The following is a 17,959-nucleotide window of genomic DNA, read 5'->3' on the forward strand; positions in this document are numbered from 1 at the left end:
ACTGGCAGGTCTATTAATCGCTTGCCCTTGTGCCTTTGGAAAGACTGGAAGATGTGCTGTGGACTGCCCAAGTAGCGGATTGCGTCCCGGGATGGCATTCCACAACCTAAAGTATGTGCGCTACTGCGCGACGACTCGAGTATATTGAAAGCGATCTCGTTGAAAGAGGAAGTATTGAAAAAAGTGAAAGGGCAGGATGTAAAGATGTAGCAAAAGGGAGCCTTTATGCTACTTATCGACCCGCCCAAAAGGGCAATATTGCAGAACAAGAGACGAGAGCTCAATAACGTTTTAAATTCTCCATCTTCTTTCGTCTCGCCATAAACCCGACCAATCCCAAACCTGCAAGCAGCAAGGCATAGGCTTCAGGTTCAGGAATAATAGTAGCATTAGCAATCACTTGGCCACTGTTATTGATATCTATTCCCCGGACTAGAGTCACCCCTGGGGGGAGATCAACCAATGAATTGAGATCTCTCATTCCCACCCCATCAGGACCGGTGATGAAGACATGGAGATTACCATCAGCCGTGTAAGAGTCTCCCACCACCTGCCCGGCATCATTGATGCCGGAAGCAACGCTGTAGCTGTACCGCCCACCCAGCGTGCCCAGGTCTTTCATCCCCACTCCATCAGGACCAGTGATGAAGGCATGGCTAAAGCCTTCAGACGTGGAAGAACCTCCCACCACCTGCCCGGCATCGTTGATGCCGAAAGCAACGCTCCCGCCGCTCCCGCCCAAACTGCCCAGGCCTCTCATTCCCATCCCATCAGGGCCGGTGATGAAGGAGCTTCCCACCACCTGTCCGGCATTATTGATGTCGTAGGCCCTCCGGTCCCCGCTCAAACTGCCCAGGTCTCTCATCCCCATCCCATCAGGGCCGGTGATAAAGGGATGGGAATTACCATCAGCCGTAAGAGAGTATCCCGCTACCTGTCCCGCATCGTTGATGCCGAAGGCATAGCTCCCGCTCCCACCCAAAGTGCCCAGGTCTCTCATCCCCACCCCATCAGGACCGGTGATGAAGGCATGGGAATTACCATCAGCCGTGTAAGAGTATCCCGCTACCTGTCCGGCATCGTTGATACCTCTGGCCTCGCTCCAACCCCCGCCCAAAGTGCCCAGGTCTCTCATCCCCACCCCATCAGGACCGGTGATGAAGGCATGGGTATTCCTATCAGCCGTGAGAGAGTATCCTACTACCTGTCCGGCATCGTTGATGCCATTGGCCAGGCTCCACCATCCGCCCAAAGTGCCAAGGTCAACTGCCGTCCTGCTGTTAAGGTCAACAAGGAAGGCTGTGTGGGTTTGGGCGTTTGCGTGATTGACAAAACTAAGGCCGGTAGTTAAGGCTGCGGCCAGGATAAGATGATGAACTTTGAAGGAATGGCTGAGTAGTGTCATGGTATTCTCCGGCAAGGCTAGATTTGGCAATCCATTAATGTAGGTAATGGAGTTCATGCTGTCAAAGGAACTTCTCTCGATCGAGCAATCTTTCTTCCTATCGGATGTATTGATAAAGGGTTTCCCGGCTTATCCCAAACTCCTTCGCCAGCTTTGTCCGGTTAGCTCCGGCTGCAGTCTGCTCTCTCAGCTTGGCAATCTTCTCCGCGTCGAGGGCCGGCTTTCTGCCCTTGTAGACTCCTTTGGCCCTTGCCAGGGCTATTCCTTCCCGCTGCCGCTCCTTAATCAGGGATCGCTCAAACTGAGCTCGCCGCGGATCTTTGACTAATGGCGGGTAGAGACCAAACGTTTTCTTCCTTGTCCTCCTTGGGAATGAGGCACACTGAATATTTAACATTTTGCTACGTCATATTCCACACGTGCCAACTCGACTAAGTCATCAGCGGTAGAACCAACGCCGCCGCATACGATAACTAATACCGTTTTATACCCTGATAACGCTGCAGCTTTTTCGTACACTGCAGCGAGCGCAACGCCGCAAGCAGGCTCAACGACAATTCCATGATCTTGCAAAAACTGCAAAGAAGCAGAAACGGCCAACTTATCCGACAACACAACGCTTTCGATACGGTGATCTTTGGAATACGCCAATGCTTGTTCACAAACAATGCGCGCTCCTAACGTCGTCGCAATACTCGATATGTATGCAAGCTCGACAAGGAATCCCGCGTTTAACGATTTCCCATAGGAGTCGGCACCTTCAGTCTCAACCGCGATGACGGGCACACCAGCCCCTCCATTTCGCCTCAACCCTTCTATAACACCGCAAAGAAGGCCGCCACCGCCGACTGACAGAACGATTGCGTCAGGCTTTAGACCAGCTCGGAATATTTCATCAATTAGGCTGGCATGACCTCTCCAAACCAGAGGGTCATCGAAAGGATGTATATATGCATCGGTAGATTGGATGAGTGACAGCGCAAATCGGTGCGCTTCGTCCAAAGACTTCCCATGGACTATAACTTCCGCATTCTCTAAGCGCATCAAGTTCACCGCCCGCTTTGAAGCTGCCTCAGGTACCACGATGATTACAGGTACCGAAAGGCGGCGTCCAGCAAAAGCAACTGCTAGCCCCGCATTACCGCCCGATGAGGCAATGAAACGTTTTGCTCCTCGTTTTAAATATTCTTCGCACGCATAGCCGATTCCTCGGGCTTTGAAAGAGCCAGATGGTTGGGCGGACTCCATTTTCAGCCAAATAGATTGACCTACTTTCTGGCTGATCAAATGGGATTTAATTAAGGGTGTTTCAATATGTAGCGGCATTCAAAAGAGATCTCCAAATAAGATGCGAACAGCTAATCTGCGGCCAGTGCCACAAGAATCAAGCCGTATTGTTTCATCCAGTTCCAGCCAGGTTCACCGCTGAGCTTCCGGGCCACACTCTAAATCAATGCGACGCCGTCGAAGCAATATAATCACGTTTCGCAAGTTGCGGCATCGGCCGGTGGTGAAAAGCAAATTCGGCCGCTTTCTCTACCACGAGCTTGCATGCCAGCTTGTATTTTTGCACTAGGGCGATGGCTTGCGCTTGTGAACCCTGCCGGTGTCTCCCCTGGAGGAAGTTCTTGCCCTCGTAATACTGGAACCGTTTCTCGCGTTTCGCTGCTATTTCCAGCAGTTTCCTGGCTCGGTTTTCATACTGCCTTGCGAGGACGCCGTGGTCGACAAAAGGCCTGATATTTTGTGCGGGCACATTGGTGTCGTCCTTCTTTGCTTCGATTGTACCGGTCTCCGAGCATCCCGCTAGTAGGCCCAGCGTTGATATCGCCGCTACAAACGTCCTTATTTCTTTTTGCATGATAGGCAGACTCCAGTGAAATGGGTGAAGTGAAAGCCATTGATCCGATGGGCTCATGACAACTGGAATATTGTACTCAGTATTACTATAAATAAGATTCAAGTGTTTTGATTGTGATCATAATGTTTTGTTTATATATTACGGACCTTAACTCCTAACTGCAGTACCCTGGAATAGCCAAAAAAGGGTATCCCTGCTAACTTTTGCTGCTCGAGCTTTAACGAAGACAAGGTGTGAGCGAGCAGTGGTTCAGCATTTTTGAATAGATAACGAATTGCCGGGTGCCGGAGGGGAGCCGGAAGCCAAAAAAGACGCCATAAGGCAGGACCCCCATCCTCTCTGCCTGTCGGATGGATAGATAAAACCGTTTCAGGAACCGGGGAGGATTCGGAGATAATACGTTCTGGATTATCACGGAAGCGGATCACGGCGTGACGGCATTCCTTTTGCCGAAGATCATCAAAGCCGATGCCGGTGCTTGATAACACTGATACCACCGGCTTTTCTTTTCCGTTTTATTTAAGCATTCCTAGGAGAACCATGATGGAAACCATCGAAACCGCTCTTATCCGCATTCCAATAAAAAAACTCGTCATCTCGCCCCTGAACGTTCGCAAGAAACAGGGAACCGGTATCGAAGAATTGGCCGCTCTGATCGCTTCACAGGGATTGATCCATAACCTGGTCGTTACCGTGCAGCAGAAAAAGGGCAGGAAAAGCGGCAAGTATGAAGTGATTGCCGGGGGCCGCAGGCTGGCCGCCTTGAACCTGCTGGTAGCCGATGGACGGCTGTCGAAAGACCATGAGGTGGATTGCCGCGTGGTCGAGCCCAAAGAGGCGCTGGAAATAAGCCTGTCCGAGAACAGTGGGCGGGAGCACATGCATCCTGCCGATCTCGTCATGGCCTACCGCGGCCTGATAGATGCGGGATTTGCGCTGGATGAGATTGCCCCCCGCTTTGGCGTCTCTCCGCTGACTGTCAGGCGTTACCTGAAACTGACCAAGGTCTCCCCCAGGATTTTCGCGCTGTATGCCGAAGACAAGATGAGCTTCGAGCAGATAACGGCATTGGCGCTCACCGATGACCACGAATTGCAGGAGCGGCTCTGGCATAACACGCCGGAGTACCAGCGCAACGGCGCAACCTTTCGGCGGCTTATCACCGAAACTGAGATCAACATACGGACGAGCCCGCTTGCCAGATTCGTCGGAGTAGAGGAATACGAGGCCGCAGGAGGCGTGATACGTCGTGATCTTTTCGGGGAGGAAGACGACGGTTATATGCAGGATGCTGAATTGCTCGAATCGCTTGCCCTGGAAAAACTCAATCAGGCGGTGGAGCCGCTCAAGGAGAAAGGATATGCGTGGGTGCAGGTTCGCACCACCTTCGACTATTCCGACAGGGCCGAATTCTCGCAGATGCGGATAGTCAGGCGTGACCCGACTGCAGAGGAGCAGGCCAGGATGGATGCGCTGGAAGCGGAACTGGAAGCCATCGAAGCCGGATACGATGCTTCCGATGAGGAGGGGGGCAGAACAGGGGAACTCTACGAGGCGACAGAGAAAAAGAAAAAAGCGGGGCGCATTCGGGATGCACTGACGAAGCTTACCGACTCGTTGGAAGAAATTTATCCGGATGATCTTGCAATTGCAGGGGCTATTGCCACCGTCGACCACGAAGGCAAGCTCCGTATCGAGCGGGGTCTCATCCGCAAGGAGGACATGAGGAAGCAGCCGAAGGAATCAAAGGAATCAAAAGAACCAAGGGAATCGAGGGAACCAAAGGAACCAGGAGGGTCAGGGGAGCGGGAAGCGGCAGGGATCGAAGGAGCCGGTGGCGAGAAACCGGTCCATTCGGAAAAGCTGACTCGCATGCTGACCGTGCATCGCACGGCCGCCGTGCAGGCGGCCATGACGGATCGGCCGGAAGTTGCGCTCGCCGCCCTCGTGCACCGGATGGCGGTACAGATTTTCCCAAATGGCTCCGCGTCAAATCCTATCCTGCAGATCAGCATCGAGGAAACCCATCTCAAGCCGGACGCGGAGGGTATCGAACAGAGCAAGGCAGCGACCGCACTTGCAAAAAAGCGCCGGCAATGGCAGAAGCGTATCGATGCGGCAGCGCGGAGCGGCAAGACTCTATTCGAGTGGCTACTGGAGCAGTCGCAGCAAGACCTACTGGATCTGCTGGCTTTCTGCACGGCGGTTTCGGTCAATACGGTGTCGGAGCAAGAAAGCACACCGTCGCAGGAAGTAACTGCGCTCATGACTGCCTTGAATCTGGACATGGCCGACTGGTGGGAAGCGACGGGGGAGAGCTATTTGTCCCACGTCAGCAAAGACCGGCTCCTTAAGATTGTGGCGCAAGCGGTTTCGCCCCAACATGCACGGAGCCTGAATGGGCTCAAGAAAGGCGACTTGGTGCGGCAAGCAGAGCAGGTACTGTCCGGCATAAAGTGGTTGCCGGATCATTTCAAAGTAACTAAAACCCGCACGGGCAAACAAAGTGACGCGTAGATTGCCTTTTGCCGGTTATTTGTGACGTGCCTGTGCATCCAGGGCTTTCCTGATGGTTTTTGCCAGATCGGCTGCATTGCCTTTGCCCCAGTAGTGCATGAATAAGTGATGTGGCTGGTCATGCGTCATGTGTTGATGGATGGCCACAATATTTATGTCGCCTTCTCGCATTGTTCTCAAGACAGTCTGCATTTCATCGGCAAGCATGACAAAATCCCCATCCACGACTGCCTCGCTATCGCTGCCCGCAAACGCCGCCCATGTGTTTATACCCATTTCTTTTCCCACTGATACCCCATGAATGGTGGCGGGACGACCGATGACAACTTTAAACATGCCGTCTTTCAAAGTTCCTTTCATGCCCAGGATTTGTTCCAGAGGTTGAGGGGAAATCTTGTTCTCCTGCGCGATTGTCTTGGGAAACCGCGAAGAGGGTACAGGCTGGGCCGCGCGAATTTCAGCGACTTTGTCATAAATCTTCTTTACCCCGGCCGAAAGTTCGGCAGCGCTTCCCCTGCCACCGATGTGCATGAAATACACCTTGGGTTCATCAAAGAAAAAATGATTGTGCAAGCCAGTTACTTCCAGTCCCGCTTCGAAAGCCGCGCTTATGACCGGATTGACCTCGTCCTCGAACAGCACGGTATCGCCCATCATTACAACTTGGCCGTCCTGTGCAGGAGCAAAGGCAGCCCATGAGCCCAGGCCCATGAAAGGCGGCATTGGCCATTTATCTACCTGTATCTTTACGTCAGTGCGGGGTTTGGATACTTTGAAAACGTTTTCCTCCTTGGAGTACGTTCCTTTGAGCCCTGTCAAGCGCTCGATCTCGGCTGTATCCAGGGTGGCTCGAGTGTCCGCGGCATGAGCGATTGCGGCGACGAGCGTCAATGAAGCAGCAATGAGACAATGCCTAAGAAGACTTGGATAAGACATCGTGATTCCTCCTCCTTGAATGGGTGGCTTGTGAAATCCCCTGAAAGATGCCCTGTTAATTATTCCTCTCGGACTCCATCGGAAAAGGCTGGGCAGTTTACCCGGGTGACTCGACACCTCGGTTTTCCTGGAAACCGGCTTAAACCGGATTGAGGAATTATCCTGTCCTCGATCTCCTGGAAGAAATCAGTTGTGATTTCCTCCCGTGTTGATTCTGCCCAATCAAGCTCAATCAAGGCCACTTGGAGCCTTTCAGGTGCTTTCAGGATGTTTTGATACGTATATGCCTCCAGGCCAGCGTACTGCCCGGATACACCTGTATCCCGATGAAACCTGGGGCTCGACCCCGCTCTCCATCGGTATTGTCAAATGAGGTGGTCTGCTGCCGTACGCCGGTCTGGATATTGGTTAGAAAAACCGTGTAGTGATTGCCCTGTACCTCGATCTCGTATTCGAACCAGACACCAGGAACAAGCACGGGCCCAGGGGTGTAATTCTGCACGGCAGGCTCGTTGAAGTTCATGTGCCAGACGCGATCGCCGGCTTGAATCTTGTATATGGCACCCGTCCGGTTTTTGAACAGGCCCTCCGGTTCAGGCTTGATTCCGTAGAAGTCCTTACCCGAGTCGCCCCGCGCGTTGTCATCGATCTGAACCTCAAAGCCCGCTACGACTGGCCTCCATGCCGCATTGCCTGCATCGAAGAACGGTTCGTTCGAGAGACGGGTTTTGAGCGCATCGGCAAGTTCAAGTGTCGGACGCGGGAAGCGAACGAAGACACCGCTGTTATGGTTTCCAGTGTCCAAGATGCGGAACTGGAGGCGCAATGTAAAATCGCTAAAGGCTTCCTTGGCATAATAAAAAAGTCTCAGTCCGCCACCTCCGTAACTTACCATCTCGCCGTTCAAATGAAGCATGCCTCCACCCCCCGGGCCGGCAAGGTACCAGTCCTTGAAGGTCTTATCCGTACCGTCGAATAATGGGCGAAAACCCGCTTCGGGCTGGGGACTGATGACCGCCTCCGAGCCGGGCAGCACGCTGCTGTTGAGCAGCTCGGCAGTGCGACGGCACAGTGCGACGCCAGTGAGCATCGGATTTGGGGAACCCATCGTTGGAAAGAGCGCGGGGCTGGCGATATAGCAGTTGGTGGTATCGTGGATGCGGCCGAAGTCATTGGTAACGGAATCGGCGATATCGTCGCCCATACGCATCGTACCGGTGTCGTGATGCGTCGTACCCAAGTCGTCGCGGCGGTTCCTGAATGCGCCCAGTAAGGCGAGCCGTTGTGCTCTGCTTCCCGCCGGTACCGGAATGGCGCTCGATTGGGTGGGGAGAATCTCGAATGGCTCATTTCCTGCAAAGATCAGCGCGATCTTGTCGGAAACGGCATCCATTTCATCCCAGGTGGCCCGGTCGATGTTTGTTTCGTTACTGCCTGGAAAGGCTTCCGGTGCTGCTTTTGCGTTTCCAAGATGGACAACCGCCTTTGGCCGCCCGAATTCGGTCTCGAGCGTGGACAGATCCACGAAGCTGTCCGGGTTGCGCGGCCTCATCTCGCCGATGCCGCGAATCGTGATCACAACGGTTTTATCGTTGGCGCGAAGCATGCCCTCCAGATGTTCAAGAGTTGGAATTTTCTTGAAGAGCTCTGCCTCGGCGTCGGTACCCAGTTCGTTTAAACCTGAAGCTGTGATCTGAAAGTGGAATGTACTTCCGTTAGCTGCCTTGCCTTTTACGAATAGGGCGGAACATTGGAGGCTGTTGAACGGTTCGGGAGGCAGGTTTGCTTCAATTGCCTTCCTTGGCACACGAATGGTCAGGTTCGAGCGCAAATGGGCGATGAGATTTGAGCCCATGCGCTGGGCGGCACGGCCTGCAAGCGACTGCTGGAATGTGGTGAGTGCCACACGTGTCGTTTCGACTGTGCCGAGCGCAATGACGGCTGTACTTTGCCGACCCTCTCGCGGGGGTGCAAGTGGAATATCCACGGACATCCCGTTTTGCCAGACGCGTACCCCCGTGACACGCACCCAATTGTCCGCCTGGGTCTCAGTGATGAGTTCCTGTACATGGCAGTCCGGAACGATCATGAGCCTCTTGCGTGCGTCCGCCATAGTCCCTGTACCATCAGCCTCGCGGTTTGCGAGCCGCGCGGCGCGAATGAGACCGGGCACAGCGCTAAATTTGTTCGTTGGAAATAATCCTGATTCAGTCCTGGATTGGACTGCGAGGGGTGCTTCAAGTTTGAGCAGTTCAAGCAATTCTGCTTTTGATGCCCTGTTCCCGACAGGAAGATCCAGCCATTTGCGCAACAGTGCGACGTTGATGGGGCCAAGCGTGGAATCGTGATAACGTACGCTGGGGTGATCGGGCAGATCGGCGAAGGAAAAGCCGGTTTCGTTCCCGGGCGTTTTAAGGCCGGCATGAAGTTGCTTGCGTAACGCGGTGTGAAGCGGGCCGAAAATGAAGTCATTCGTCGCCGTGACCCCGATTTGGTCACTTGACTGCTCGAAATATCGGGTGCGTAGGTCATCGCGTGTGGTTTGTGGCCAGGCGGCCCACTCCAAGTCGAGCAACTCAGGCGACCAGCCGCCCCAGGTCAGTGAACGTCCTCCAATGGCGAAGATTAATCCGCTGTAGTTGAGCGCCGGGTGATTTACCCAGGGCACCCGCAGGTCCGGAGCGCCTCCCATAAACGGCATATTCTGCATGTGCTCGGGTAGCACGAAGGGTCCAGCCTCCAGCACGAGGATGCGGCGGCTGCGTGTGCCGTCTCCTGCGGCATCGGTTACGAAAAGATGTTCCGCGATGGTAGCCCCGAAGGTTCCCCCACCGACGACGATTACGTCGAACGCGCGTTGTCGGCCGGCAATGGTTTGTGTGGTGCTATCAAATGCTTCCTGCAAAGTATTGCAGAGGTACCTCCCCATGTTGTCCAGGGTGAACGAGGTCGATTCAGAAGTCAGCGGCTGGGCCATATATATCCTCCTGATTCATTCAACCACTACAGGAAACATTCAATCCTGCATTAAATAAACGAGCTTGCTTGAGAAGCCGGAACTTCCAAACATTATCTGCTTCTGGGGTTACACCAAAGTTAAGTTAATTTATTCCCAGCCCTTGGGGGCCTTTTACTTTACTAGACTGAATGGGATAACTGCTGACTTTGAATTTTGTTTATTCTTTTAACCTTAGTTTATAAGCTGCGTATGTCAAGAAAGGACGTACCCCAAACGAGTTGCATGACAATGGCTGGGAGGGTAACCAGAGAGATATCTTGCCTACGGCGCTGATACCGATAGCACTGAGATAAAGATCCGATGGTTAAAAATGTGTTGCCGAAGGAGGAAGAGGAAAGGGATAAGATTAGCCGAGGTTGCTACCCCAGACTGCATCCATTACAAGAAGGACACGGGATTGACCTGCGGCGACGGCAGGAGAACGATGGATCGCACCTCCTTGAGAGTTCCCCTGCCATAGAGATCCCTTGAGGAGGGTAATGTCGAAGGGTGCTGTCGCTTCGACCCTGGTTCTTTCATCAAGCAGACTGGAGGCGCTGTCAGCAAAACCAGGGGAGTTCAGCTCAGGTTTATCACGATCAATCCGTTTGTCATTGATCCACTCCGTTCCCTGTCCATGATAGGTGCAAACCAGACGAATACCTGTGCGATCGACATGAAAGCGGGGACACATTGCTTTATCAAGCACTTCCAGACGCAGAGCAATTTCATTACATCCCATGAGGTCAGAGTAAAGCTCCGCAATGAAGCGCACATCCTCAACCATTGCTTCTCGACCGGAAAGCGGGGGCAGAAAATCCGGTGCGAGACCTTCATCAGAACGGATAACCGTTAGAAATCCGTTTCTGAAAAGGTTATTTTCCAATCCCTGTTGTATGTAGCGATCCACAATGTTGTTGGCATCTCGCTGGCATATCACGATCTGGGTGAAGGGATGGAATATCCGTATCAACTCCTCAAGCTCAGAGGTGATATATGCGTACGGTTGGGGTTCCCAATCTTGGGTCAGATCGGGGGAAGGCGCCTTGGTTACTGGAGCGGCCATACTATATCCCTCACGGTTCTTCTAACGCTACGGCACCATGAGTGCGTTCAAGCAACTCGTGGCGTTCCTGGGCTTCGATGCACAGGTTGGCAGTTGGCCTTGCCAGTAGGCGGGGAATACCGATAGGATCGCCTGTTTCCTGGCACCAGCCATAAGTCCCGTCTTCGATGCGTTGAAGCGCCTGCTCGATCTTTCTCAGCAAGTTGCGTTCCCGATCCCGTACCCGGAATTCCAGCAGAAATTTTTCCTCCCTGCTGGCGCGGTCATTGAAATCGGGCTCTGTGGCTACCTCCTGCATCTGCTCCAGCGTACGTCGCGCACACTCCAGCAGTCGCTTCCGCTCATCCTCCAGGCGAGCACGAAAGAATTCCAATTGCGGGAGAGACATGTACTCCTCTGGCGGGGCGGCCAGAAGTGATTTTTTTAAGGAAGACAGCTGATCGGTTTTCACGGTTGATTGGCGTGGCTTGTCACTTCTCCGGCTGATGACATATTGGTAAAGATGTCTGGGGAATGACTGCACTCATGTGTATTCTGGTTCCCCTTCTGAAGCGAGAGCCAACGGTGTCCATTGGGGAAACTGGTCCGGCATCTTGCGCCAGTAATCGATACCCTTGCGAACTTCGGCAGCTTCAAGCTGACATTCCGCAAATGCCTGCTCTATGGCTTTCAGGTCCTGGGCGCGATCCTTAAAACGACCAATGAAAACCACTTCATTGATCCTGTCCCCATAAGGCATGCGCCAGGATTGTTCTATTGCGTGGCGCTCTTCACTGCCCTTCGCCGGCCATCGTTCCTCTGGTATGGCGGCCCACCATCGTCCCACCGGTTCCACAGCAGCAGTATTGCCACAACGCGAATACGAGATTACCCAGTCCGGGCGGCTGGCCAGCCAGACATAACCCTTTGCTCTCAGGATTCCGGGCAAGGATTTTTCGAGGAAAGCGGCGAAGCGCTGCGGATGCAGCGGTTCAGGCAAGCGTACAATGAAACTGCTGATCCCGAATTCTTCCGTTTCCGGAGTGTGCTCGCCCGCCAATTCCTTGACCCAGCCAGCCATCCTGCTGGCACGATCAAGGTTAAACCGACCGGTACCGAGCACCTTGTTCAAGGGGACGTTTCCGCGGTGGGCATGAATGATTTCCGCCGTTGGATTCAATGCCTTGATCACGCCGATCACCTCGTGGAGTTGTGCAGGCGTCATCCTGTCCACCTTGTTTATGACAATTACGTCCGCAAATTCCATCTGCTCGGTTAGCAGGCCGGCCAGCGAGCGATCGTCCTCTTCGCCCGCCACTTCCCCGCGCTGGGCGAGCAGCTCCTCGCTGGTAAAATCTTTCAGCAGATTTTCCCCGTCGACGACCGTTACCATGGTATCAATGCGAGCGATATCATTGAGTGAGTTTCCATTTTCATCCCGAAAATCAAACGTGGCGGCAACAGGCATGGGTTCCCCGATCCCGGTCGACTCGATCAACAGGTAATCGAAGTGGCGCTCGGCGCAAAGCTTGCGCACCTCGGTCAGGAGGTCTTCGCGCAAGGTACAGCAGATACAGCCGTTGCTCATCTCCACCATTTTTTCTTCAGTGCGCGATAAAGCGGCACCCGCATTCTGAGTGCCTATAGCTACAAGTGATGCATCAATGTTGATTTCGCTCATATCGTTCACGATTACTGCCACGCGCAATCCTTCGCGATTGGCCAGAATGTGGTTGAGCAAAGTGGTTTTACCTGCTCCGAGAAAACCGGACAGCACGGTGACCGGCAGGCGTTGATCGGTTAGCGTCATGATGATCCTGGTTGGTTTAGCTGAATGGAGTCTCACTCATCGATCCGCTTGTTCTACTTTCGGACGTGCTTCCTCAGAATGAGACTTTTATTTACGGGAAAGAGCAGGGGAAGTATCAGTAGTGCAGCCAGTGCACCCGCCTTCGCACTATCGATCCCGACAGGAGCAAACCCGCCAGGAGCATTGCGTAAGTGTGCGGTTCGGGTATAGGCGAAACCTTGAAATCGAAATGGAATGTGCCCGAGTCCAGGATGGACGAACCTGTTTCCGTATTCAGCAATTCGAATGTTGCCGAGTAAATGCCCGCGGGAGCCGCTGCATCGACCCAATAAACCGGCTTGAACTCGAAATCATTGCCTGCTCCGAGGGTAAATATATTGCCGCCGCCGTAGATGTCCTTCGTCATTTCCGTCCCGATATGTAGTCCAGGCGTGTTCTCGATCAGCCTGAGTCCGATTTCCACATCATTCAATTGACCTGACCAGCGGTTATCACTGCTGTGGAGAAGAACGTCTTCCATACTGCCTGAGGGGTGGTTGGCAAGTGACTGAATGGAAGCTATGCCGAGATAGCTATATTCCGAACTGCTAACATTTGTTCGCAACGTATCTGCGTAGATTCCATTCCCTTGTGCCAGCAGAAGAGGTTCTTCCTTGGAAGAAATCTCAGGAATGCGATTATTCGTGGTGGTTGACAGTATGTCGGGCGAAGCGGCTGGCCCAGTGTAACTGTATGTCCCGATACCATGGAAATGGTTGCCGTGATTGAGCAAAAGAGTCAGACGGTTCGAGTTCGGATTGGGTAATCCGGCATACGTCCCGGAAGCTATCGTTGACAGCCCATCATAGCCAATATAGAACCCGATTCCCTCATTATGCCTCGAAGCTGCCGAAGAGGGGAATGGCGTCAGCGCCAAAGCGACCAGTCCCAGGATACTGCTTTTCGATGTAAGGCTCATCTATCTCCTCTTTCTTCAGTTATTGTTAGTGATAACAATATATCAATAGCAATAGTATTCGGTCAAGGCTGTTAGTGACATAATAGGAGTTAAGAGGCTTGCGAATCGGATAATATCTATATAGATATGGGATGATATTGTTGAGGCAAATCCATGGAACGTAATACTCGGCAGCGGGATGCAATTCTTGATGTCATTTCAGGGGCAGGAAGGCCGCTTTCGACACAGGAAATACTTGCGGCAGGAAAGGCTGCGGTATCCTCTCTGAGTATTGCTACCGTTTACCGGACATTGAGGGATCTCGTAGCAGAAGGACACATTCTGCCCGTCAAGCTGCCAGGTGAAGCGGACCGATACGAAATGGCCAGGCTGGATGACCACTATCACTTCAAGTGCAGTACCTGCAGCAAGGTATTCGACATTCACGACAACATCAAAAAGAACAATCTTCACGTACCCCGCAACTTCGTGATCGATAAATATGACCTGATTCTTTATGGGCAGTGTAGCGATTGCGTTCCCAAACATTGAAATCCATCAAAGCTACGGCATTCCCAACACGGATGCCGCGATACCAACGCAACGAACTCAACTGTCATCTGACGTAGGCTTGCGTGTCTCATCTTGGCGAAACACGGAATCGGGCGGCGTCAGCGGGGTAGGGCGGACGGAGTTGGCGGGGAGAGCTTGGGTAACTGGAGCGGCTGCCTCGCCATTTCCAGCGCGTGGCGGATTTGCGCGGGATTGTGGGTGCGCAGGCCTTCCGCAAGGGCGCGGGACGCATCCCTGCGGCGTTCGGCGTAGTCTCGCAGCATTTCTACCGTAGCGGCAGAAGGCAATGCGGGATCAGGTGGGAGTTCCGAAAGCTGCTCGAAGCTTTCTTCATAGGGATTACCCACCGCAGTATCGATTTGGCCCGCCAGTTCGTCAAAGGAGATTCCTCCTCGCCTGGCCTCATCGAGTATATGCTGCCAAGCCTGGGTGATCGCCCGGTCATCGCGCAGAAAATTGCCGATTTCCTTGCGCGCCAATACTTCCTCGCTCCACTTATAGGCGGGAGGTGGAACCCGAACGATCAGCGTGAAGACGGCCAGTGCAAGAATGCTTATAGAGGAAAGGCGGCTGCTGAACACGTGAGAAGACTTTCCGCTCACCCTGTTGGGGTCTGCAAATATTATTCCTCCGAGCAGACCGGTCACGAAGCCGCCGATGTGAGCAGCGTTATCGATACCGGTAATTGCCAGGCCGAGCCCGAGGCTGACAATTGCAAAAGCCGTGGCGCCCCAGAAAAACCATCGGAACTCGTGGGGATGCAGCTTGCCCCGCTCGCCCCAGAGAAATACCAGCAGGGCGCCATATAGGCCGAAAATGGCGCCTGAAGCGCCGCCGGAGATAGCCAAGCCTTTATGGGCAACCAGCGAGAGCAGATTGCCGGCAAGACCGCTGGCAAAGTAGAGGGCGGTAAAGCGCGCGTGCCCGTACATGCGTTCAACCAGCTGGCCTGCATCCCAGAGAGCCCAGAGGTTTAATGTGAGATGGACCAGGCCAAAATGAAGGAACATGGCGGTCCCGAGGCGCCACCACTCCCCATCCTGGGTAGCGGGACCGAAATTGGCGCCCCAGGCGAGTTGTACGCCGTTGGATGAGTGCCACAAGCCTGCTCCGCTGGCAAGCATGGCTACAAAGATCAGCAGGTTGGTCGCCACCAGCAGCTTCGTTACTGGAACTCGAGGAACCTGCCGGTGAAGAAGATCATGGAGTGACAGCATGGAAGGTAGACCTGTTCTTCTGGAATCATTATGATGCATACGGATGAAACGTATTGATGCAATAAGGAATAACAATCCCTCTCTGATCCTCTTTTCGGGGCATTGGTTTCCTGGATGCTTTTCCACCTGCCGAGTGCAGCGGATACTGCGCCTGACCCAGAGAGATGCAGCGCGCCGGTAGCAAATCCAGCTTTCTTCTGGCAATGCGGGTTGCGCTCCTTGTCGTCACTCCACTTGTCATGTTGTTATCGCTCCCGTCGAAAGGCAGGGCCGAAACGCACATCCAGTTGCCGCAAACCAACCTTACCTCTGACGATGTCGCCGTCATCATCAATGACAGTGATCCTCTTTCAGTGCAGATTGGACAGTACTACCGCGAGGCACGCGGCATTCCGGCGGCCAATATGATTCATTTACAGTTTCCTCCCGGTCGAACCGCACTGTCACGGGAGGAGTTTCAGGAACTGAAAGCCGAGATAGACCAGAAGGTGCCCGCGCACGTCCAGGCCTACGCAGTGGCCTGGACCCTTCCCTACCGGGTGGATTGCATGTCGCTGACTTCTGCGCTGGCTTTCGGATTCGACGAGAAGTATTGTTCCTTTAATTGCGGCGCAACTGCCGCCAGTCCCTATTTCAATTCGCCGAGTCATCATCCTGTCAGTGACCACCAGTTGAGGCCGGCGATGATGTTGGCGGGACTCGATTTCGAACAGGTCAAATCGCTGATCGATCGCGGGGTGGCGGCCGATCACACTTTCCCCGCAGGACACGCCTATCTTGTCATTACTTCTGACAAGGCGCGAAGCGTGCGCGCGAATTATTTCGAAATGACGGCACAGCAACTGAACGGCGTTTTTCCCATCGAGATTCTTGAAACGGATGCGATTACCGATCGGCACGACGTTCTATTTTACTTCACGGGACTGGTTCGGGTACCGCAACTCGATACGCTGGATTTTTTGCCGGGCGCATTGGCGGACCATCTGACCTCGGCGGGAGGGCAGCTTACAGGTTCAAGCCAGATGAGCAGCCTGCAATGGCTTGAAGCCGGAGCCACGGCCAGTTATGGGACGGTGGTGGAACCCTGCAGCCATATGCAGAAATTTCCTTTTCCCGCTATTGCCATGTTTCATTACGCGCTTGGTGCAAGCGCCCTCGAAGCTTACTGGAAGAGCGTGGCATGGCCGGGAGAGGGCGTGTTCATAGGAGAGCCGCTCGCGCGGCCATTTGCGCCGGAGTTGCAGGAAATTCGCACCGGGCAGTTCGAATTACGCATTTTCTCGCCACGCGAAACACGACTTCGAATCGAGCAGTCCCGTTCAGCCGCCGGACCGTTCAAGCCATCGCCCAGGCAGTTCGCGATCCGGCGTGGCATGAATCGACTACGCTTCAATTTCAATCAAACAGAAGGCTACCTGCGGTTGAAATGGTAAATGTTGTCGGTTGAAATGGTAAATGTTGTCCGAAGGCGGGGATGGATTTGTGAAGAGACCAACCGCATAGGCATAGGGGGTAAAGGGGCTCGATCGAAGCGGTATTCGAAGAGCGGATAGCTGGGTTTGCAGCTATGCTGAATAAGCAGATCACTGAATAAACCGTGGAGAAGAATATGCCGCTCAATAATTATGGTGTTCTGAAAGGCAGGGCAATAGGCCGCCGTTTAGGTTCGGGATCATCTCCTCACTATCAGATTCATATTGTGGATGAGGCCGGGACCCACTACCGCATTGCGATCAACGTGCGATCGCAGCTGGCTCCATCCGAGCTGATGTATTACATCAAGCCTTTTTTTGTCCATCCGCTCACCTCGACGGTAGAGGCGCTTCCCAGCGGATTTAGCCGGCTGGCACCCAATTCCGACTCGGGCGCGCTTGATTTGATCCGCGGCAACCTCCTGCAACCCGGGATGATGACGCCACTTCCACACGATCTTCCCGGCCCCGATAATGACCTGAACGAGAAGTTCGATCAGATCGTGCAGCGCGCGATGGCGGACGAAGAGGCCTTGGTTTACGCCTTTGGTGAAAGATGGGGACCGGAGAGCAACAAGGCGGATAAGTACTTTGGTTTTCTACCCGGTAACGGCATACACGATATTCACATGAACCAGGGAAATGTCGGAAGCTTTATTAAGGATGATGGAGTGTGGCAGGATGGCGGCGCACTGTTCCATTTTCCTCTCCAGCAACAGTGGACGGCTGTTTTCTTGAAATTTCAGTCGCAAAGCTGGCATACCGATGACCGGACCGGCCATACGTTGGCCGAAGGTGAAGAGGGAGAATCGAGGAATCCGGATCCGATCGTGCCGCAGCCAACCGAAGCACTGCCGGATGGACTGGTGCGCATTGTTTCGGCAATGGTTAATTCGATCGAATCTCCCGAAAAGGAGTGGATCAATATATTGAACACAAGTGATCGCGCCATTTCCCTGGCGGGCTGGCAACTGGCTGACAAGCAGAAGGCGAAAATGCCGTTGAGCGGTACCATAGAGCCGGGTGCCACGCTTCGGATCGATATTCAACCTCCGGTCGCGCTGTCCAACAAGGGAGGAATCATCACCTTGCTGAACCAGAACGGTTTGAAGGTGCATGGCGTGTCCTATACCAAACAGCAGGCAAATCAGCCGGGGTGGACGATCGTTTTTTAGCAAGGCCGCGATT

At 53.7% G+C, this 17,959-nt stretch carries 15 protein-coding genes; 4 read left to right on the top strand and 11 right to left on the bottom strand.

Annotated elements, in window-relative coordinates:
• Positions 1-280 precede the first annotated feature (280 nt).
• The 4 genes from BMY01_RS15905 to BMY01_RS15920 form a co-directional block, all read right to left on the bottom strand.
• A complete protein-coding gene (locus tag BMY01_RS15905) occupies positions 281-1,405 on the bottom strand; it encodes an HAF repeat-containing PEP-CTERM protein (RefSeq protein ID WP_074749099.1) in 1,125 nt (374 codons plus the stop codon).
• Positions 1,406-1,502: 97 nt separating this feature from the next.
• The gene (locus tag BMY01_RS17610; RefSeq protein ID WP_139176963.1) at positions 1,503-1,802 is read right to left on the bottom strand and encodes a helix-turn-helix domain-containing protein; all 300 of its coding nucleotides are present in this window, start codon (positions 1,800-1,802) and stop codon (positions 1,503-1,505) included.
• Positions 1,796-2,731 (bottom strand): pyridoxal-phosphate dependent enzyme, encoded by a 936-nt coding sequence (locus tag BMY01_RS15915; RefSeq protein ID WP_074749100.1) that lies wholly within the window; start codon positions 2,729-2,731, stop codon positions 1,796-1,798. The genes BMY01_RS17610 and BMY01_RS15915 overlap by 7 nt, the downstream gene beginning before the upstream one ends.
• A gap of 124 nt (positions 2,732-2,855) precedes the next feature.
• On the bottom strand, positions 2,856-3,266 hold the full coding sequence (locus tag BMY01_RS15920) for a hypothetical protein (RefSeq protein ID WP_254772792.1): 411 nt from the start codon (positions 3,264-3,266) through the stop codon (positions 2,856-2,858).
• 540 nt (positions 3,267-3,806) lie between these two features.
• Here BMY01_RS15920 and BMY01_RS15930 point away from each other — a divergent pair.
• A complete protein-coding gene (locus BMY01_RS15930) occupies positions 3,807-5,783 on the top strand; it encodes a ParB/RepB/Spo0J family partition protein (protein ID WP_074749103.1) in 1,977 nt (658 codons plus the stop codon).
• A gap of 15 nt (positions 5,784-5,798) precedes the next feature.
• Here the strand turns inward: BMY01_RS15930 and BMY01_RS15935 are convergent, their stop codons facing one another.
• The 6 genes from BMY01_RS15935 to BMY01_RS15960 all read right to left on the bottom strand — a co-directional run bounded on the left by BMY01_RS15935 (position 5,799) and on the right by BMY01_RS15960 (position 13,530).
• The gene (locus BMY01_RS15935) at positions 5,799-6,719 is read right to left on the bottom strand and encodes a DUF1259 domain-containing protein (RefSeq protein WP_074749104.1); all 921 of its coding nucleotides are present in this window, start codon (positions 6,717-6,719) and stop codon (positions 5,799-5,801) included.
• 262 nt (positions 6,720-6,981) lie between these two features.
• Positions 6,982-9,696 (bottom strand): 3-keto-alpha-glucoside-1,2-lyase-like domain-containing protein, encoded by a 2,715-nt coding sequence (locus BMY01_RS15940; RefSeq protein WP_074749105.1) that lies wholly within the window; start codon positions 9,694-9,696, stop codon positions 6,982-6,984.
• Between the two features lie 388 nt (positions 9,697-10,084).
• Positions 10,085-10,783: a DUF1826 domain-containing protein gene (locus BMY01_RS15945; protein ID WP_081353985.1), complete on the bottom strand. Its 699-nt coding sequence runs from the start codon at positions 10,781-10,783 to the stop codon at positions 10,085-10,087.
• Between the two features lie 10 nt (positions 10,784-10,793).
• Positions 10,794-11,171 carry an RNA polymerase-binding protein DksA gene (dksA, locus tag BMY01_RS15950; RefSeq protein ID WP_081353986.1) on the bottom strand — a complete coding sequence of 126 codons (378 nt, stop codon included), beginning with the start codon at positions 11,169-11,171 and terminating at the stop codon, positions 10,794-10,796.
• Positions 11,172-11,306: 135 nt separating this feature from the next.
• Positions 11,307-12,572, bottom strand: a complete 1,266-nt coding sequence (locus tag BMY01_RS15955; protein ID WP_074749107.1) for a GTP-binding protein — start codon at positions 12,570-12,572, stop codon at positions 11,307-11,309.
• A 115-nt stretch (positions 12,573-12,687) separates the two neighbouring features.
• On the bottom strand, positions 12,688-13,530 hold the full coding sequence (locus BMY01_RS15960; protein ID WP_074749108.1) for an all3515 family Zur-repressed PEP-CTERM protein: 843 nt from the start codon (positions 13,528-13,530) through the stop codon (positions 12,688-12,690).
• A gap of 153 nt (positions 13,531-13,683) precedes the next feature.
• Between BMY01_RS15960 and BMY01_RS15965 the strand changes: the two genes are divergently transcribed.
• On the top strand, positions 13,684-14,061 hold the full coding sequence (locus BMY01_RS15965; RefSeq protein WP_074749109.1) for a Fur family transcriptional regulator: 378 nt from the start codon (positions 13,684-13,686) through the stop codon (positions 14,059-14,061).
• A gap of 119 nt (positions 14,062-14,180) precedes the next feature.
• On the opposite strand, the gene BMY01_RS15970 is transcribed toward BMY01_RS15965, so the two are convergent.
• Complete coding sequence (locus BMY01_RS15970; RefSeq protein WP_074749127.1) at positions 14,181-15,299, bottom strand: rhomboid family intramembrane serine protease; 1,119 nt, start codon at positions 15,297-15,299, stop codon at positions 14,181-14,183.
• Positions 15,300-15,463: 164 nt separating this feature from the next.
• On the opposite strand from BMY01_RS15970, the gene BMY01_RS15975 reads away from it, so the two are divergent.
• Positions 15,464-16,732 carry a TIGR03790 family protein gene (locus BMY01_RS15975; protein ID WP_254772793.1) on the top strand — a complete coding sequence of 423 codons (1,269 nt, stop codon included), beginning with the start codon at positions 15,464-15,466 and terminating at the stop codon, positions 16,730-16,732.
• Positions 16,733-16,908: 176 nt separating this feature from the next.
• Positions 16,909-17,946, top strand: coding sequence for a DUF2278 family protein (locus BMY01_RS15980; RefSeq protein ID WP_074749110.1), 1,038 nt, complete (start codon positions 16,909-16,911; stop codon positions 17,944-17,946).
• Positions 17,947-17,959: the final 13 nt, after the last annotated feature.

Source organism: Nitrosospira multiformis (assembly GCF_900110185.1).
Classification (GTDB): domain Bacteria; phylum Pseudomonadota; class Gammaproteobacteria; order Burkholderiales; family Nitrosomonadaceae; genus Nitrosospira; species Nitrosospira multiformis_A.

Bases quoted from the DNA above. Each gene is read 5' to 3' on its own strand.
- BMY01_RS15905 (WP_074749099.1), bottom strand. From the start codon at position 1,405: ATGACACTACTCAGCCATTCCTTCAAAGTTCATCATCTTATCCTGGCC.
- BMY01_RS17610 (WP_139176963.1), bottom strand. From the start codon at position 1,802: ATGTTAAATATTCAGTGTGCCTCATTCCCAAGGAGGACAAGGAAGAAA.
- BMY01_RS15915 (WP_074749100.1), bottom strand. From the start codon at position 2,731: ATGCCGCTACATATTGAAACACCCTTAATTAAATCCCATTTGATCAGC.
- BMY01_RS15920 (WP_254772792.1), bottom strand. From the start codon at position 3,266: ATGCAAAAAGAAATAAGGACGTTTGTAGCGGCGATATCAACGCTGGGC.
- BMY01_RS15930 (WP_074749103.1), top strand. From the start codon at position 3,807: ATGATGGAAACCATCGAAACCGCTCTTATCCGCATTCCAATAAAAAAA.
- BMY01_RS15935 (WP_074749104.1), bottom strand. From the start codon at position 6,719: ATGTCTTATCCAAGTCTTCTTAGGCATTGTCTCATTGCTGCTTCATTG.
- BMY01_RS15940 (WP_074749105.1), bottom strand. From the start codon at position 9,696: ATGGCCCAGCCGCTGACTTCTGAATCGACCTCGTTCACCCTGGACAAC.
- BMY01_RS15945 (WP_081353985.1), bottom strand. From the start codon at position 10,783: ATGGCCGCTCCAGTAACCAAGGCGCCTTCCCCCGATCTGACCCAAGAT.
- dksA (WP_081353986.1), bottom strand. From the start codon at position 11,171: ATGTCTCTCCCGCAATTGGAATTCTTTCGTGCTCGCCTGGAGGATGAG.
- BMY01_RS15955 (WP_074749107.1), bottom strand. From the start codon at position 12,572: ATGACGCTAACCGATCAACGCCTGCCGGTCACCGTGCTGTCCGGTTTT.
- BMY01_RS15960 (WP_074749108.1), bottom strand. From the start codon at position 13,530: ATGAGCCTTACATCGAAAAGCAGTATCCTGGGACTGGTCGCTTTGGCG.
- BMY01_RS15965 (WP_074749109.1), top strand. From the start codon at position 13,684: ATGGAACGTAATACTCGGCAGCGGGATGCAATTCTTGATGTCATTTCA.
- BMY01_RS15970 (WP_074749127.1), bottom strand. From the start codon at position 15,299: ATGCTGTCACTCCATGATCTTCTTCACCGGCAGGTTCCTCGAGTTCCA.
- BMY01_RS15975 (WP_254772793.1), top strand. From the start codon at position 15,464: ATGCAGCGCGCCGGTAGCAAATCCAGCTTTCTTCTGGCAATGCGGGTT.
- BMY01_RS15980 (WP_074749110.1), top strand. From the start codon at position 16,909: ATGCCGCTCAATAATTATGGTGTTCTGAAAGGCAGGGCAATAGGCCGC.